This is a genomic window from Magnetovibrio sp. PR-2, assembly GCF_036689815.1.
Taxonomy (GTDB): Bacteria; Pseudomonadota; Alphaproteobacteria; order Rhodospirillales; family Magnetovibrionaceae; genus Magnetovibrio.
In genome coordinates this window covers 64656-80183 of record NZ_JBAHUR010000002.1, presented here as the reverse complement: position 1 = coordinate 80183, position 15528 = coordinate 64656, and the positions used below count along the sequence as shown (strand labels likewise).

At 54.7% G+C, this 15528-nt stretch carries 18 protein-coding genes and 1 tRNA gene; 14 read left to right on the top strand and 5 right to left on the bottom strand.

What is annotated here, in order from left to right; translation table 11 throughout:
- Positions 1-23: 23 nt before the first annotated feature.
- Positions 24-1607, bottom strand: a complete 1584-nt coding sequence (locus V5T82_RS02780; RefSeq protein WP_332894067.1) for a tetratricopeptide repeat-containing sulfotransferase family protein — start codon at positions 1605-1607, stop codon at positions 24-26.
- Positions 1608-1683: 76 nt separating this feature from the next.
- Complete coding sequence (locus V5T82_RS02775; protein ID WP_332894066.1) at positions 1684-2070, bottom strand: outer membrane protein assembly factor BamE; 387 nt, start codon at positions 2068-2070, stop codon at positions 1684-1686.
- Positions 2071-2284: 214 nt separating this feature from the next.
- On the opposite strand from V5T82_RS02775, the gene V5T82_RS02770 reads away from it, so the two are divergent.
- The 9 genes from V5T82_RS02770 (at position 2285) to V5T82_RS02730 (ending at position 7651) form a co-directional block, all read left to right on the top strand.
- The gene (locus V5T82_RS02770; protein ID WP_332894065.1) at positions 2285-2854 is read left to right on the top strand and encodes a ubiquinol-cytochrome C chaperone family protein; all 570 of its coding nucleotides are present in this window, start codon (positions 2285-2287) and stop codon (positions 2852-2854) included.
- Positions 2851-3429, top strand: a complete 579-nt coding sequence (locus V5T82_RS02765; RefSeq protein WP_332894064.1) for a YceD family protein — start codon at positions 2851-2853, stop codon at positions 3427-3429. The genes V5T82_RS02770 and V5T82_RS02765 overlap by 4 nt, the downstream gene beginning before the upstream one ends.
- Positions 3430-3548: 119 nt before the next feature.
- Entirely contained in the window at positions 3549-3734 is a 186-nt protein-coding gene (rpmF, locus tag V5T82_RS02760) for a 50S ribosomal protein L32 (protein ID WP_332894063.1), read from the top strand.
- Between the two features lie 41 nt (positions 3735-3775).
- Positions 3776-4828 (top strand): phosphate acyltransferase PlsX, encoded by a 1053-nt coding sequence (plsX, locus tag V5T82_RS02755; RefSeq protein WP_332894062.1) that lies wholly within the window; start codon positions 3776-3778, stop codon positions 4826-4828.
- Positions 4828-5799 carry a beta-ketoacyl-ACP synthase III gene (locus V5T82_RS02750; RefSeq protein ID WP_332894061.1) on the top strand — a complete coding sequence of 324 codons (972 nt, stop codon included), beginning with the start codon at positions 4828-4830 and terminating at the stop codon, positions 5797-5799. The genes plsX and V5T82_RS02750 overlap by 1 nt, the downstream gene beginning before the upstream one ends.
- Before the next feature lie 254 nt (positions 5800-6053).
- On the top strand, positions 6054-6362 hold the full coding sequence (locus tag V5T82_RS02745; protein WP_332894060.1) for an integration host factor subunit alpha: 309 nt from the start codon (positions 6054-6056) through the stop codon (positions 6360-6362).
- Positions 6363-6384: 22 nt separating this feature from the next.
- Entirely contained in the window at positions 6385-6825 is a 441-nt protein-coding gene (locus V5T82_RS02740; protein WP_332894059.1) for a MerR family transcriptional regulator, read from the top strand.
- A gap of 79 nt (positions 6826-6904) precedes the next feature.
- Positions 6905-6981, top strand: a tRNA-Pro gene (locus V5T82_RS02735).
- A gap of 313 nt (positions 6982-7294) precedes the next feature.
- Complete coding sequence (locus tag V5T82_RS02730; protein WP_332894058.1) at positions 7295-7651, top strand: hypothetical protein; 357 nt, start codon at positions 7295-7297, stop codon at positions 7649-7651.
- Between the two features lie 294 nt (positions 7652-7945).
- Here the strand turns inward: V5T82_RS02730 and V5T82_RS02725 are convergent, their stop codons facing one another.
- The gene (locus tag V5T82_RS02725) at positions 7946-8233 is read right to left on the bottom strand and encodes a hypothetical protein (protein WP_332894057.1); all 288 of its coding nucleotides are present in this window, start codon (positions 8231-8233) and stop codon (positions 7946-7948) included.
- Between the two features lie 90 nt (positions 8234-8323).
- Between V5T82_RS02725 and cutA the strand changes: the two genes are divergently transcribed.
- Positions 8324-8656, top strand: coding sequence for a divalent-cation tolerance protein CutA (cutA, locus tag V5T82_RS02720; RefSeq protein WP_332894056.1), 333 nt, complete (start codon positions 8324-8326; stop codon positions 8654-8656).
- A gap of 1 nt (position 8657) precedes the next feature.
- On the opposite strand, the gene V5T82_RS02715 is transcribed toward cutA, so the two are convergent.
- Positions 8658-9605: a response regulator gene (locus V5T82_RS02715; RefSeq protein ID WP_332894055.1), complete on the bottom strand. Its 948-nt coding sequence runs from the start codon at positions 9603-9605 to the stop codon at positions 8658-8660.
- Between the two features lie 106 nt (positions 9606-9711).
- On the bottom strand, positions 9712-10863 hold the full coding sequence (locus V5T82_RS02710) for a bifunctional 2-C-methyl-D-erythritol 4-phosphate cytidylyltransferase/2-C-methyl-D-erythritol 2,4-cyclodiphosphate synthase (RefSeq protein ID WP_332894054.1): 1152 nt from the start codon (positions 10861-10863) through the stop codon (positions 9712-9714).
- A gap of 107 nt (positions 10864-10970) precedes the next feature.
- Here V5T82_RS02710 and V5T82_RS02705 point away from each other — a divergent pair, with 107 nt between their 5' ends.
- The 4 genes from V5T82_RS02705 to ntrC all read left to right on the top strand — a co-directional run bounded on the left by V5T82_RS02705 (position 10971) and on the right by ntrC (position 15504).
- A complete protein-coding gene (locus V5T82_RS02705) occupies positions 10971-11765 on the top strand; it encodes a cytochrome C assembly family protein (RefSeq protein ID WP_332894053.1) in 795 nt (264 codons plus the stop codon).
- Positions 11766-11887: 122 nt separating this feature from the next.
- Positions 11888-12889 carry a tRNA dihydrouridine synthase DusB gene (dusB, locus tag V5T82_RS02700; protein ID WP_332894052.1) on the top strand — a complete coding sequence of 334 codons (1002 nt, stop codon included), beginning with the start codon at positions 11888-11890 and terminating at the stop codon, positions 12887-12889.
- Positions 12889-14055: a two-component system sensor histidine kinase NtrB gene (locus tag V5T82_RS02695; protein WP_332894051.1), complete on the top strand. Its 1167-nt coding sequence runs from the start codon at positions 12889-12891 to the stop codon at positions 14053-14055. Before dusB ends, V5T82_RS02695 begins: the two co-directional genes overlap by 1 nt.
- Before the next feature lie 9 nt (positions 14056-14064).
- Positions 14065-15504 (top strand): nitrogen regulation protein NR(I), encoded by a 1440-nt coding sequence (ntrC, locus tag V5T82_RS02690; protein ID WP_332894050.1) that lies wholly within the window; start codon positions 14065-14067, stop codon positions 15502-15504.
- The last annotated feature ends 24 nt before the right edge of the window (positions 15505-15528 follow it).

The following is a 15528-nucleotide window of genomic DNA, read 5'->3' as shown; positions in this document are numbered from 1 at the left end:
TGCTTTGGGGCTTTTTTGTTGGCTTAAGGTGAAAGCGTTTTAAATTTATCGCCGATAAATGGCTCGAACTTGCGCCAGGCTTCTGAGCTGCCTTGGTACATTTTTTTGCGCACTTGCAGCGCACTCACCGTGTTGACCACACGTTTGTTTTCGTGGAAAGACAAACATTGGTTTTCCCAGTCCAGCTCACAGTGGGCCAGCAATTGACGTGTTTCGTCTTCTTGACGTTCGGTTAGTGCCTCATAGGATTGCTCATAAATCCGTCCGGGCAAAACGCGCCGCCAAAAGTCCATAAGCTGTTCGTAGAGTTTGTAATAGTGGACCGTGTCGTCCAGATCCAAGGCATAGGCGAGGGCCGGGCCGCTCTCTTCGAAGTAGGATTTGAAGACCGACCAGCACACCGCGCGGGGGTCTCTTTTCATATGAACGATCTTTGCGTCGGGAAAGGCGAGAGCTATGAACCCGATCCACAAAAAGTTCGACGGCATCTTGTCGACGATGACGGGCTCTTGAACATCGAAATCTTTGAGAAACGAAAAGTAAGTTCGCCGGATCGCAGCGGCTGCGTTGTCGAGGCTGTTATCCGACAAATAGGGCAGGCTTGCGCGGCGCATGGCTTCAAGTTCTCCCGCGCCATACACTTGGGAATGACTGGCGAGGATTTGTTCCACCAAAGAGGTGCCCGATCGCGGCATGCCGAGAATAAATATGGGGCGTTGGCGTTTTGGATTTGCAGCGGTGGGTTCGGGAAAAGTGATGTTTTCGAACCGCTGTTGGATTTTCTCAAAAATCTGAGGATAGCGTCCAGGATCAAATCCGCCTTCAGCCTTGCGCATGGCATTGGCTTCGCTCAAATAGCTATAGGATTTCCTCAAATCACCGAGGTCTTCATAGGCTTTGGCCAAGGCAAACAGTATGGAGGCCTTGCGCGGTGCGGCGAGACTGGGGTCTTCAACACGTGAGGCCATTTTGCCGACCAAAGGATCATCGGCGGTGAATTTATGGATGAGGCTTAAGTTGCGAAAAGCTTCGCCAAAGGTTTCATCCAACTCAATGGCCTTTAGGTAATCGTGTTCGGCCTGTTCAAGCTGTCCCAGGTCTGTGTTCAAAAGCCCCATACTGGTGAAAATAGGGGCCACATCGGAGATCTGGGTTGAAACGCTCTGGTAGATGTCCAACGCGTCTTGGTATTTGCCGAGTTGGTGTAAAACGTCGGCAATTTCGATCTGACAGGCGTGATCGCCTGGGGCGATGCGATGCGCCTTTTCAAAAGCCCGCTTTGCATCCTGAAAGCGATTGATTTGGCGCAAGGCCGAACCATAAAGTTTGTGGCAATTTGGGTTTTTCGGGGCAAGCTTGACGGCTTTGTGCAAAAGCGCTTCGGCGTCTTCAAGCCGCCCAATCTCCATCTTTAAGCGGGCAAAGAAATAGAGCGTTTCGACATGTTTCGGGCTTTGTTTGAGAGCGTGCGCATAGAGCGCGTCGGCCTGTTGCAGCTGGCCGGACTGGTGATGTTGCTTTGCGGTGTTGAGGGCTTGAGCCGTCTGGAAGTCAAGCGCGGCCTGAGGCACGCTTTTCTTTTGCTTGCGACGGTCTTTGCGGTTCATGAATGGCTGTTCCCAGTCGGTCGCGAACACCGTAAAGCGAGGTTTCTTTGACCCAGTCTTTCAGGATGGTTAGGCACTAATTTTTGTTGAAGCGGCCCAGGTTGGACATCATTTGTTCGAAAATATTCATGCTATTGCCTGCCGTTGGCGTTTTGCGTTCAGCGGGGACAACGTTTTCGGCGATGTCTTTACCCAACAGGTCTAAGTCTTCGACAACGCCGTGGTCATTGAATTTGACCACGATGATTTGGCGTTCTTTGAGCTCAGGCGCAAAAAAGGCAGTGGTTTCCGTGCGTTCGGACATGTAATACCAAGTGTCTTGTCCGAAGGTCGAGCGGTTGGACGGCGATCCCAACTTGTTCAAAACGTGATCTTTGGTGTGCACACCGACTTCAATGGCGGCAACATCTTCCAAGTGGATTGCATTTCCGCGCAGATCAACTCTGGGGGAGCATGCAGACAAGACGCCCACGACGAAGGTCGCAGCAACGAGCGCGCGCCAATGGGGCTCGTTATTGCAAAGCCTTTCGGCTGTTTTGTGTTTCCGCGATGCGGAGGGGGCTTTTCTTGTGTGTGTCATTGCCCTACATTCTGGCCAGAATTGTTGTGCTCAGAAAATCGCACCGGACGGCGTCCGTGTCAATGCACGCATAATTTACTTCTAAGAAAGCTGACTGATGTTTATCGCTCTTCTCAAAAAGCTCGGTTTCATAAAGCCCGATCCGGCTGCTGTCGCTCTGTATACTGAATCCATCAAAGCGGCGCGCCGCTTAGACCATTTCACCGAAATGGGTGTGCCCGACACCTTGGAGGGGCGGTTTGACATGTTGTCTTTGGTGGTGTCGCTGTTGAACCGGCGCATCGGTCTGGCCGGTCGCCAAAATGCGGTGCGCATCAACGATCTGGCCCAAGAATTATTCGACGTGATGTTTATGGACATCGATTCCAACTTGCGCGAAAGCGGGGTTTCGGACGAGGGCATGCGGTCCAAGATCAAGCCCATGGCGAGCCAGCATTTGGGCCGGGTGAAGGGCTACGCAGATGCTTTGGCGCCGATGGACGAACAGCAACGGTTCCAGGAAATGAAAGACGCCGTGCTGCGCAATGTCTATCGCGACACAGAAGACACGTCTGGGGCAGATAAGTTGGCCCGGCGCGCCATCGACTATTCTTTGGAACTGGACGGCGCCAGCGATGAGGATATTTTGGCCGGACGTTTCACCTTTCAGACGGGAACAGACCAATGACGGGTGAGGGAAGGGACGGAAAATCTGAATTCTCCCGCCCTGTACAGGTGGCGAAACTGGGCCTTCAGGACTACAACCAAAACATCAAGCCGCGCGGACAAGAATTTGAAGCTTTGGCCGCGCGCCTTCAAATTGATCGGCTGGACAGCTTAAACGCTGAACTTTCTTTAAAATTGTTACCCAACAACGACGTGGTGGTGGAGGGCCGATATACCGCGCATCTGACACAGACCTGCGGGGTGACGCTGGAACCGGTCGAAAGCGATGTTTCTGAAGAATTTTCAATTACTTACTCTGAAACCGCCGAAGAGTATTTTGGTGCGGAAGAAGAAGAAGAGGCTGAACACGCCCTCGAATTAGAACCCTCCGAGCCCATTGTGGACGGCACAATCGACATCGGAGAGGCGGTTATTCAGCAATTGGCACTTGAAATCGACCCCTTTCCCCGCGTAAAAGGCGCTACCTTCGACGGCTTCTCTGCTGGTGTTTCGGGCGATGATGAGCCCGTCGAAGAGAAGAAGAACCCGTTTGCGGTTTTGTCGAAGCTGAAAGACGCATCAGAAAAGTCTGAATAAGGGCAGGGAAAGCCTTGCCCCAGGGGCTTTTTTTGGTTAAGTATCACCCCCTCTTGTCTGTGAGGGCTTCCAAATCGGGACGCCCTGGCAAGATGCTGTTGAAATAAAGGAATAAAAAGATGGCTGTTCCTAAGAACAAGGTCACCACATCGAAGCGCAACATGCGCCGTGCGCACGACGCTCTGAAAGGTTCTTCCTATGAAGAGTGCCCGTCATGTGGTGAACTGAAACGCCCGCACCATGTGTGTGAAGCTTGCGGTCAGTATAATGATCGCGAAGTGATTTCTGCCGAAGACGCGGCATAAGTTACGTACAGATATCACAGCTCGGCTGAAGGACTTAGCGCGTGCCGCAATCCATTACCCTATCGATCGACGCCATGGGCGGCGATAACGCCCCCGACATGGTGGTGGCAGGGTTGGATTTGGCCCTACGGGATTTGCCCGGCACCAGGTTCATCATTTATGGCCGCGCTGAGAAACTGACGCCGCTGTTGAGCCAGTACCCCGAACTGGCAGAAACGTGCGAAGTGCGTCACACCGACGATACGGTCAGCAACGAAGAAAAGCCCGGCATCGCTTTGCGGTCCGGGCGTAAGTCGTCTATGCGCTTGGCCATCAATGCGGTCAGCGACGGCGAAGCCGACGGCGTGGTGTCCGCCGGCAATACCGGTGCGCTCATGGCGATGGCGAAATTCGTCCTCAAAACCTTGCCCGGCATTGACCGCCCAGCCATTGCATCGCTGCTGCCCACCATGAAGGGCGAAAGCGTGATGTTGGATTTGGGCGCGAACATTCAGTGTGACGCTGAAAACCTGGTGCAATTCGCCGTCATGGGCGAAGTGTTTGCGCGTAATGTTCTGCACATCAAAAAGCCGTCCATCGGCATTTTGAACGTCGGGACAGAGGTTCTCAAAGGCAACGATTCGGTCAAACAAGCCGGTACAATCTTGTCCGAGACCCAGTTGCCCATCGATTTTTACGGCTTCGTCGAAGGTGACGATATCGGTGCCGGCACGGTGGATGTCATCGTCACAGATGGCTTTACAGGCAATGTGGCTTTGAAAACCATCGAAGGCACAGCCAAGCTGTTTGCCAGTGCCTTAAAACAAGAGCTGATGGACTCCATTCCCGGAAAAATCGGCGCTTTGATTGCCAAACCGGCGATTGATAGCTTCCGCACGCGATTCGATCCGCGCCGCTACAACGGTGCAATGTTCCTAGGCCTTGGTGGTATTTGTGTCAAAAGCCACGGCGGTACGGATGCCTACGGTTTTTGCAACGCCGTGAAGGTGGCGCACGAACTGATCACAGATCAGTTGAACGAAGGCATCAAAGAGGACTATGCTCGCTTCAGTTCCGAACACCACACGATTCCCCTCGAACCCGTGGAAAGCTGATGGCATTTCGTTCACGTATCGTGGGCACAGGCTCTCATTTGCCTGCCCAAGTCATGACCAATGAAGAACTGACCAAAAAGGTCGACACCACCGACGATTGGATTGTCGAACGCACTGGTATCAAACAACGCCACATCGCGCGTGAAGGCGAAAGCACGTCTGCTTTGGCTTTCCAGGCCGCTGAAAACGCCCTGGACGCCGCAGGCCTCACAGGCGCGGATGTCGATTTGATTGTTGTGGCTACCACCACCCCCGACAACACGTTCCCGTCCACCGCGACCAAGGTTCAGGCCATGTTGGGCATGGACCATGGTGCCGCGTTTGACGTTCAGGCGGTGTGCTCGGGCTTTGTTTATGCCTTATCGGTGGCAGATAATTTTGTGCGCGCCGGACAAGCCAAGACGGTCTTGGTCATCGGCGCCGAAGTCTTTTCGCGCATTTTGGACTGGGAAGACCGCACCACCTGCGTTCTGTTTGGCGACGGCGCAGGCGCCGTTGTGCTTCAGGCCACAGAAGTGGAAGAGGGCGCTGATGTGGGCATTTTGTCCACGCACCTGCATTCCGACGGCAAATTGCGCGATCTGCTCTATGTCGACGGCGGACCGGGCACCAACCAACAAGTCGGCCATGTGCGCATGCTGGGCCGCGAAGTGTTCCGCCATGCGGTCACCAATTTGGCGGCTGTGGTCGGTGAAGCGCTCGCAGCCAACGGTTTTGAGCAATCGGACATTGACTGGCTGGTTCCGCACCAAGCAAATAAACGCATTTTGGACGGCACAGCCCGCAAACTGGGCCTTTCCGCCGACCAAGTCGTGGTTACGGTGGACCGCCACGCCAATACCTCGGCCGCTTCGGTGCCGCTGGCTCTGGACGAAGCTGTGCGTGACGGACGCATCAAATCGGGGGATTTGGTGCTGATGGAAGCCATGGGCGGCGGCCTCACTTGGGGCGCAGCCTTGGTGCGTTGGTAACGCGGGCCGCTTTCTTTGGGGGCGCGGCCTTGGTGCGTTGGTAACGCGGGCCGCTTTCTTTGGGGGCGCGGCTTTGGTGCGTTGGTAGGTTTTTTCCTCAAAAATCGATAAAAATCCATGGTCGAGCGGGTGTGCACTGCACCATTTATCGCTTTAGGACCAGATTCTTGAGAATCTTGCATCCCTTTGATATTGACGGATTTTGTCAGCCGGGATACTCTTTTTTGATCAGAGAGCAAGAAAGGGGCTGGTGAATGTCGGACCGTACCATTACCCGCGCACAATTGAGCGAAGCGGTATATCAAGAAGTTGGCTTGTCCCGCAATGAATCTGCGGAACTGTTGGAATCCGTTCTGGGCATGATGTCGGATGCCTTGGCATCCGGTGAAACCGTGAAGATTTCATCGTTTGGCAGCTTTTCCGTGCGCCAGAAGGGCCAGCGCATCGGCCGCAATCCCAAAACCGGTGAGGAAGTTCCCATTCTTCCACGCAAGGTCTTGGTGTTCCGCCCGTCTCAAGTCATGAAAGCCCGCATCAATTCCAAGCGCGCACCCAACGTTTAATTCGGCATAGAGCCTGAATTTCATGACGGATCGTTCAGAGAACCGCACCCGTGAGGGCAAGTCGGATCAAGCTTTTCGCACCATTTCCGAGGTCGCCGAAGAGCTCGACCTGCCGCAACACGTGCTGCGCTTTTGGGAAACCAAGTTTCACCAAATCTCGCCCATGAAACGCGGCGGCGGTCGGCGCTATTACCGCCCCGAAGATGTGTCACTGTTGGAACGCATCAAGGGTTTGCTGCACCAAGATGGCTACACCATTAAAGGTGTGCAAAAGCTGTTGAACGCAGGCTTCAACAACCTGCCCGAACCCAGTACACCCGAACCTGAAGAACCCGTATCGCCAGCACCTGTATCAGCCCCGGAACCCACTGAACAATTGGCTGAATTACCGATGGAAGACGTATTGGCTTTGGTCGGCGAATTGGAAGACATTCGCGACGGGTTGAAAAAATACATTTCTTGAATTTGAGCCGTTGCTTTGGCGGGGCAGCGCGCGTATATTCGCGCCGCTTCCAGTTCTTGGGAGCCTCACCAGTTTTTGTCGGAGCGTAGCGCAGCCTGGTAGCGCACTTCACTGGGGGTGAAGGGGTCGTAGGTTCGAATCCTATCGCTCCGACCAAAGAAAGGGGTTGAGCCTTTGGCTCAGCCCCTTTTTTTGTGTCTGCGTTTCCTCAAAAAAGGAGGCCGACTATCAAAAGATAGTCGGCCTAAGTTTGTGCTCTTGAGGGATGGAAGCAGATCATGTGATCCGCTTCACATATATAAATATGCACGATTCCTCTTCTGATTGCTGTGATAATCGTCACACACGAGCAAAAAATTATAAGAAAGTAGTATTTGTATTACATATAAAAGGGGTGTTATGATTTTATTCATCACTTCCTCGTAGAGTAGCGGACCACTGTTGGTGCTTATGACGATCGGAAAACCCCATGCAAGACGAACATACAGACGATTATCGCAAATTGATGAACCAAAAACGGTTCTTGAACGATATCGAACAAGGCATTCGCATCGCCAACCGCGAAATCATCGACAAGCGCATCCCCGTAGTCACACGTGATTCGGTTTTGACGTTTGCCGTCACCATTGCGCGCACCCGGGCGCGGTATCTGGAAGCCGCTTTTCGCGCGTCTGACACGGATAAAGGGGAGCCTTTGGACGAAAGTGAAGTGAAACAGCTGCGCATGCATCGCGAAGCTTATGAAGAATCCCGCGCCGCATTTGACGCTTTACGCTACGCTATTGAGCAAGGCTACGTCGCGGTTGAAGAGTCCAGCGGCTCTTAAGGCTCTGAAATTACGGAAAACACATGAAGCGGCCTCCGTTTGGGGGGCGTTTTGTTGTGCAAAGGCAATGAAGCAACTGCCAATGCAGATAAAACGTTGCGATCAAGAAATGGTGATTGGGGTTTGGGCGTTTTACCCCCACGTTTAAGACAAGCCGCTCGCTTTTGGTTCAACTCCTCCTTCCCCCCACATCACCACCGAACCAGGAGCGGGCGGATATAATTCCACTCAAGACCTGCCCTGCAGATCTCAGATAAATGGGTCTGCGGGGTGTTTTTATGCGCGGGAAGGGGATTATTGTTGGATGACGGCGCGGCCTTGCTCGGTCAGCTTGCAGACGATCCAGTCCGGTTTTAGCGGGTTGGAAAACCACGGTTCGGCCCAGCCTTTGTCGATGCAGCTGCGCACCGTGCGCTCAGAGACTTGCTGCCCCAATTCGTCGAACAGAGGCAGTTTACCACCCGGTTGCTTCAGACCGCGGCTTAACCATGCATATTGCGCATCGCTGGGATGGGTCGCGGCGCCGCCTGCCGGTTTCGCTTTTTCGCTGTTCTCGCTTGATGTTTGACCTGCCGTGGGCATGCCGGGTTCTCCTGCTGGGATGATCCGCGTGTTGTGACATGATACGATGCTTAAGCCTTTGGCTCAATACAGGCATTTGAGGAAAAATCCATGCCCACACCGAACGTTCCGTTACAATTGGTTTATGTCACCGTGCGCCATAAGGCCCAGGCCTTGGAAATCGGCAAAGCCATCGTCCAAGAGCGTCTCGCCGCGTGCGCCAATGTCTTGGAGCCGATGACGTCTCTGTATTGGTGGGACGGCACCGTTCAAGAAGACACCGAAGCGGTGTTGATCCTCAAGACCCGTGCGGAGCTGGTGGACCCACTTACGACACGCGTCAAGGAACTGCATAGCTACGACTGCCCATGCGTTGTCAGCTTTGACATTCAAAATGGAAACGGCGCGTATTTGGATTGGCTGGTGAGCGAAACCGAGCGCTAAATCAGTTTTGACCCGCCACCGTGTTTGAAATTTCTTTGGCGGCGCGTTGCGCTTCTTCATCGGACTTGTCAAAGCCGCGTTGGATGGACTGGGCCAGCGGGGCCATCAGCTCTATGTCCTTGTCTGAAACTTGGCCTTGTGTGCCGATGATGCGTTGTGTCACGTCGCGCAAAGACCGGCACAAGGTTCCAACGTGCTCGAACTCGGTGCCGACCATGCGCCGGGAAATGTCTTCGACGACATAAAGCAATCGGTTCAGTTGGTGCTTTGTGCTGGGTTTGCTTTCGTTCGATTTCAGTGAGGGTATGAGCCGGTCCACCAGCCAGGTGACTTGGTAGGCATGACGATCGAGTTTTTCCAAATTCACTTTCTGAATGCAGCTGTCGATTTGGGACTGAACCATTTGGATGTCAACGGAGTTCTCACTTAAGGCTTTGGCCCGCAGCGTGTTGGGGACTTCAATGGGGTCAATGTGTTGCCCTCGGTCGTGGTCGGGGCCGGGTTTGCGCCTGTCCGGGCCAATGTAAGCGCTGGTTACGACAAAGGGTTTGCGCGCATTGATTTGGTTTTTGATCCTCTGAATGACCAGATTGGCCGACATGGGTTTGATGATCAAGTCGTCCGCTCCGGCCTGAATGATGTTGCGGACCTCTTCCGTGGTGGGCGACCAGGCTGTGGCGATAATCGACATGAACGGGTTGGACCCGACGATATGATGGCGCAGACCATGGACGAAAGCGTACAAATTTGCATCGTCCGCCATGTTGATGTCAGCGATCAACAGATCCGGCATACCCAGACGGAACTTAATCTCGATGTCTTCCATGGAGGAGCCGACGGTGATGTAGCGACACCCATTATCGGTCAAAATATTGCGAAAGGTCGTGCGCACCGACCGGTCCGGGTCGATGACAAGAATATCGACGTTTTCTAAACTTAAGGACGACATGCTTACCCCATTTCCCTACACCCGAGAACCATGTCTTCACAACTTTGATTCTCTCATAAAAATGGAGGGTAATCACGTCAAATTCAATAATCAGTTTAGACGAGTTCTAATTCATAAGACGAATGGTGGCTTGGGCTTGAGCGGCTATGCCTTCGCGCCGTCCGGTAAAACCAAGGCCTTCGGTGGTGGTTGCCTTCACAGACACGCGATCTTCGGAAATACCGAGAATTTTAGCCATATTCGTCACCATGGCGGCTCGGTTGGGACCGATTTTCGGCGCTTCACACAAGATCGTGACGTCCACATTGACGATTTGGCCGCCGCGTTCGGCAATGAGTTTCACGGCATGCTGTGCAAATTGATCCGACGCGGCACCTTTCCACTGCGGGTCAGAGGGCGGGAAGTGCTGGCCGATGTCGCCCGCACCGATGCAGCCCAACAACGCATCCGTCAGGGCATGCAAAGCCACGTCGGCGTCGGAATGGCCGCTGAGACGTTGTGTGTGGGGAATTTTAACGCCGCACAGCGTCACGAAGTCGCCGTCTTCAAAGCGGTGCACATCGTATCCTGAGGCTGTGCGGTATTCGACGGATTGGCTGAGTTGGCGTTCGGCACGCATCATGTCCTCGGGCGTTGTGATTTTGAAGTTGTGTTCGGCCCCGGGGCTGAGGGCGACAGTGAGCCCGGATTTTTCGAAGAGCTGGGCGTCGTCTGTGAGTTCTTGGCCCTGAAATTCCCGATGGGCTTTGAGAATGTCGCCATAATGAAAGCCTTGAGGCGTTTGTGCGCGATAAAGCCCGTCGCGCGCTGTGGTGTCCGTGATAACACCGTCTTGTCCCCGTTTGAGGGTGTCGGTCACAGGTAAAGCCGGAATGGCGCCGGGATGGGTATTGAGCGCATCCAGCACCCCTAGTACCAGGGTTTCGTCAACAAACGGGCGTGCGGCGTCGTGGATGAGAACAAAGTCAATGCCTTCACCCTCCAGGCTTTGCAGCCCCAGGCGGACCGAGTCTTGACGGGTTTCCCCTCCAAAGACAGGGGGGAGAAGGGCGAGGCCCTCTGTTGTCGTTGCGTAGAGGTCTTGGTCGTCGGGATGAATGACGCAGCGAACCGCGTCGACCGTGTCCAGCTTTAAGAGTGCGCTTACGGTGTGACGCAGCACAACACTGTCACCCAAAGGCGCGTATTGCTTCGGGTTTGTGCCGCCAAAGCGCCGTCCGCGCCCCGCAGCCACCACCAATGCCACCGTTTTTGTCATTCCCAGGTTTCCCAAAGGTTCAAATGCGGCGGACAAGCTAACACTTGAAAGCTGTTTTCCCAACCATTTCGCTTGCATATCAGTGGGCTCTGGCAAACAATGCGCCCATGTCCATACACATCATGTACAGTTTTATCGCGCTCTTATCGCTGCTGCCTGCGGCCTTGGTGGTTTTGCGCAAAGAAGCCACCAATGACCGGGCCCATTGGGCGGCCATTGTTTTGGGCGTGATGGGAACAGGCGTTTGGGCTTTGGCGCTCAACGCCGGGACATGGCACGTCGGGCTGGGAACGACCCTGTGGACGACGGTTGCTATAACCTTTGCTTTGTTCGCCATGGTGTCTTGGTCCATTTCCCAGGCTTGGCGCCTCACGCCGTTGATGGCGCCTTACATGATCTTTATGGGCATCTTTGGTGTGCACTGGCCTCAAGACGCCGGGATGGCACCGCAGACCCTGGACGGTTGGGTTTTGCTGCACATCGGTGTGTCGGTGGTCACCTATGGCTTGGTGACCATTTCCGCCGTTGCCGCGCTTGCCGCGTTTTTGCAAGAGCGTGCCTTAAAAAACAAACGCCCGACCAAGCTCACCCACAAATTGCCGTCCGTCACGGATTGCGAGTTTATCACCGTGCGCCTGCTGGGCTGGGGCGAAGCGATTTTGGGATTGGGCTTGGCCACAGGTATGGCGACCTCCTACCACACAACAGGAGCGTTGCTGTCGTTTGACCACAAAACGGTGCTGAGCATCCTCGCCTTTGGTGTCATTGGCGCGTTACTCTATGCCCATCACAAAACCGGCATGCGGGGGCGCAAAGCAGCCCGCGTTGTCTTGCTGGCCTATTTGTTGTTAACGCTGGGTTATTTGGGCGTCAAAGTCGTCACCAGCGTCTTGTTGGGCTAACGCGTAGAGCTCTTCATTCCGTCTTTGATCAAAAATATTGCACAGCCGTCATCGTGCGGCTTGCAATTTTACTCGTTTTGCACAATAAATGGGCACTTCGTCCCCGGGCAAGAGGGCTCTTCATGAGCTACCGCATTGGTTCCGTTGAATTAAACAGCAATGTCATGCTGGCCCCCATGGCCGGTGTGACAGACATGCCGTACCGCCGATTGGTGAAATCGTTCGGGGTGGGCCTTGTGGTTTCGGAAATGATTGCATCCAAAGCGATGATTTACGCCAACAAGAAAACCCTGCGTATGTCGACGGGCTGTGCAGACGAATACCCCATGTCGGTGCAGCTGGCGGGCACCAATCCCGAAGATGTATCCGAAGCTGCGAAGCTCAACCAAGACCGCGGCGCGGCGATTATCGACCTCAACATGGGGTGCCCCGCGAAAAAGGTGGTGAACCACTATTCAGGCTCAGCCCTGATGAAGGACGAACTGCTGGCCGGACGCATCATGGAGGCGGCTGTGAAAGCCGTCGATTTGCCAGTCACGCTGAAAATGCGCACGGGGTGGGACATCGACAACCGCAATGCGCCGAATTTGGCGCGTATTGCTGAAGAATGTGGCATCCAGTCCCTGGTGGTCCATGGCCGCACGCGCATGCAGATGTATAAAGGTTCCGCCGACTGGGATTTCATTGGCGAGGTCAAAGACGCTGTGAGCATTCCGGTGACGGGCAACGGCGACATCAACAGTTTGGACGATGTGAAAGAAAAGCTAGAACGTTCCGGTGCAGACGGTGTGATGATCGGGCGCGGCACCTACGGGCGGCCTTGGTTCCCCCATCAGGTCGAGCACTTCATCGAAACCGGAGAGCGCTTGGCGGACCCAAGTCTTGAACAGCAAATGGACATCATTTTGCGCCACTACGAAGCCATGTTGGAGCATTACGGCAAAGAGCTGGGCATGCGCAACATGCGCAAACATTTGGGGTGGTACTCCAAAGGCTTGCCGAATTCTGCCGAATTCCGTGCGACGGTCTTCACCTGTGACGAGGCCGAAAAGGTCAAAGACATGATCCGGGTCTTCTTTGAACCTCTGATTGAACAGGGTGTCGCCCCTGAAAGGGCGGCCTGATGGCAGGCAGCATGTTCAATTTCAATAAGCTCACCGGACGGAACGCGGCCGCTTGCTTTGAGCCATCGGCCATTTTGAACGCTTTGGGCTCTGCCGTTGTGCTGGTCAGCACCGATGATACCTTGATGTACGCAAATGCAGCGGCTGAGCAGCTGTTCGCGCAATCGCGCACCAGTTTGGCCAATGCAGACATCAAAACCCTGTTGCCCCAAGACAGCCCTGTGTTTGAGCTGATTTCGCAGGTGCGCGGCGGACGCTGCGCCATTACGGAACACGGCGTGGTTCTCGACACACCGCGCACGGGCCAGCGCTTGGTCAATGTGCAGGCCGCACCGATGGTGGAGCTGCCGGGAACGGTGGTGCTGTCGTTTCAAGAACGCTCAATCGCCGATCAGATCGATCATCGTTTGACCCATCGCGACGCCACGCGCTCCATTGCGGCCATGTCGGCCATGATGGCCCATGAGGTCAAAAACCCCCTGTCTGGCATTCGCGGGGCGGCTCAACTGTTGGAAACGGGGGCGAGCGAGGCTGATCAAGAGCTTACCCGCTTGATCCAAGATGAATCGGATCGCATCAAAGATTTGGTCGAGCGCATGGAGATTTTCTCTGAATCCGCACCGATCAAAACCGGACCGGTCAACATTCACCAAGTCCTGGACCGCGTGCGCCGCATTGCGGAAAACGGCTTTGGTAAGCATGTCAGGTTCGTTGCCGACTACGACCCGTCCTTGCCCCCGGTTTCGGGTAATCGGGATCAGTTGATCCAGGTGTTTTTGAACCTGATCAAAAATGCGTGCGAGGCCGTGTCCGTTGAAGAAGGCCTGGTCTATATGAAAACGGCGTATCAACACGGTGTGCGTTTTGCTATGCCCGGCACCCAAAGCCGCGTGCATTTGCCTCTGTCTGTCACCATCATGGACAATGGCCCCGGGATTGCGCTGGACATGCAAAACCACCTGTTTGACCCATTTGTCACCACCAAGCCCAAAGGTTCAGGCCTGGGCCTTGCGTTGGTGTCGAAAATCGTCGGCGACAATGGGGGGGTGATTGACTTCTCCAGCCGTCCGGGACGCACCGAGTTCCGTATCTTGCTACCCATGTCCAAAGAACCTCTGCCGCCGGAAGACTTAGACGGGTCTCCAGACAGCGCTTATGAAGAATAAGGGATTGATATGACCGCAGGCTCGACCGTTTTGATTGCTGACGACGACGCTTCGATCCGCACCGTTTTGGATCAGGCGCTGACGCGCGCCGGTTACGTCGTCAAAACCACGTCCAATGCCTCAACCCTGTGGAACTGGGTCTCGGACGGTGAGGGTGACATCGTGATCACCGACGTCGTCATGCCAGACGAAAACGGTTTGGACTTGGTGCCGCGCATTTTGAAGATCCGCCCAAGCTTGCGCATCATCGTCATGAGCGCCCAGACCACCATTTTGACCGCCGTAAAAGCCACCGAGCGTGGGGCTTTTGAATACTTGCCAAAACCTTTTGATATCAATGAGGTGCTGGCTGTTGTTCGGAGAGGGCTTGAAATTAGCAAGACCGCCAAACATTCAACCGCGCAAGCTGAAGAAGACGAAGAACTGCCTTTGATCGGACGTTCGGGCGCGATGCAATCGATTTACCGCTCCATTGCGCGTCTGATGCAAACGGATTTGAGCGTCATCATCACCGGCGAGTCCGGCACCGGTAAAGAACTGGTGGCCCGCGCGCTTCATGATTTCGGCGCGCGGCGCAACAAACCGTTTGTGGCTGTCAATATGGCTGCAATTCCACGCGATCTGATTGAATCGGAACTGTTCGGCCACGAAAAGGGCGCGTTTACGGGGGCAACCAACCGCTCCATGGGGCGGTTTGAGCAAGCCCAAGGCGGTACACTGTTTTTAGATGAGATCGGCGACATGCCGCCCGAAGCTCAAACCCGGCTTTTGCGTGTTCTGCAAGAAGGCGAGTACACCACCGTTGGCGGGCGTACGCCGATCAAGACCAACGTGCGCATCATCGCCGCCACGCACCGCGATCTGAAACAATTGATCCGTCAAGGGGCGTTCCGTGAAGACTTGTACTTCCGCTTGAACGTTGCCCCTGTGCGCTTGCCTGCGCTGCGCGAGCGCAATGAAGACGTTCCTGAATTGATCCGTCACTTCCTGTCCGTGGCGGCAGGTGAGGGGCTTCCGTGGAAAACCGTGTCGCCCGAAGCCATGGACCGCCTCAAACGCCACAGCTGGCCCGGCAACGTGCGCGAGCTGGAAAACATGGTCAAACGCCTGGCCGCGCTCAGTGTGGAAGAGGAAATCAGCCTAGAGACCATCGAGGTCGAGTTGGCTGAAGCCCCGCCAAGTGTGCCCGAAAGCGATAGCGGCGGTTTGTCTCAATCGGTCGAACGCCATTTGAAGACCTACTTTTCCGCCCACGGTGACGGATTGCCGTCTCCGGGCCTCTATGAGCGGATTTTGCACGAAATCGAACGTCCTTTGTTGCAGCTCACCTTGGATGCCACGCGTGGCAACCAAGTCAAGGCGGCTGATGTTTTGGGCTTGAATCGCAACACGTTGCGCAAGAAAATTCGTGAGCTGGAGATTCCCGTCATTCGTGGCGGCGGTAAATAGGCCCCTTTAAGGTCAGCTGGCGAA

Excerpts from the sequence above, each read along its gene's own strand:
- V5T82_RS02780 (WP_332894067.1), bottom strand. The coding sequence starts at position 1,607 with ATGAACCGCAAAGACCGTCGCAAGCAAAAGAAAAGCGTGCCTCAGGCC.
- V5T82_RS02770 (WP_332894065.1), top strand. The coding sequence starts at position 2,285 with ATGTTTATCGCTCTTCTCAAAAAGCTCGGTTTCATAAAGCCCGATCCG.
- V5T82_RS02765 (WP_332894064.1), top strand. The coding sequence starts at position 2,851 with ATGACGGGTGAGGGAAGGGACGGAAAATCTGAATTCTCCCGCCCTGTA.
- rpmF (WP_332894063.1), top strand. The coding sequence starts at position 3,549 with ATGGCTGTTCCTAAGAACAAGGTCACCACATCGAAGCGCAACATGCGC.
- V5T82_RS02750 (WP_332894061.1), top strand. The coding sequence starts at position 4,828 with ATGGCATTTCGTTCACGTATCGTGGGCACAGGCTCTCATTTGCCTGCC.
- V5T82_RS02745 (WP_332894060.1), top strand. The coding sequence starts at position 6,054 with ATGTCGGACCGTACCATTACCCGCGCACAATTGAGCGAAGCGGTATAT.
- V5T82_RS02740 (WP_332894059.1), top strand. The coding sequence starts at position 6,385 with ATGACGGATCGTTCAGAGAACCGCACCCGTGAGGGCAAGTCGGATCAA.
- V5T82_RS02730 (WP_332894058.1), top strand. The coding sequence starts at position 7,295 with ATGCAAGACGAACATACAGACGATTATCGCAAATTGATGAACCAAAAA.
- V5T82_RS02725 (WP_332894057.1), bottom strand. The coding sequence starts at position 8,233 with ATGCCCACGGCAGGTCAAACATCAAGCGAGAACAGCGAAAAAGCGAAA.
- cutA (WP_332894056.1), top strand. The coding sequence starts at position 8,324 with ATGCCCACACCGAACGTTCCGTTACAATTGGTTTATGTCACCGTGCGC.
- V5T82_RS02715 (WP_332894055.1), bottom strand. The coding sequence starts at position 9,605 with ATGTCGTCCTTAAGTTTAGAAAACGTCGATATTCTTGTCATCGACCCG.
- V5T82_RS02710 (WP_332894054.1), bottom strand. The coding sequence starts at position 10,863 with ATGACAAAAACGGTGGCATTGGTGGTGGCTGCGGGGCGCGGACGGCGC.
- V5T82_RS02705 (WP_332894053.1), top strand. The coding sequence starts at position 10,971 with ATGTCCATACACATCATGTACAGTTTTATCGCGCTCTTATCGCTGCTG.
- dusB (WP_332894052.1), top strand. The coding sequence starts at position 11,888 with ATGAGCTACCGCATTGGTTCCGTTGAATTAAACAGCAATGTCATGCTG.
- V5T82_RS02695 (WP_332894051.1), top strand. The coding sequence starts at position 12,889 with ATGGCAGGCAGCATGTTCAATTTCAATAAGCTCACCGGACGGAACGCG.
- ntrC (WP_332894050.1), top strand. The coding sequence starts at position 14,065 with ATGACCGCAGGCTCGACCGTTTTGATTGCTGACGACGACGCTTCGATC.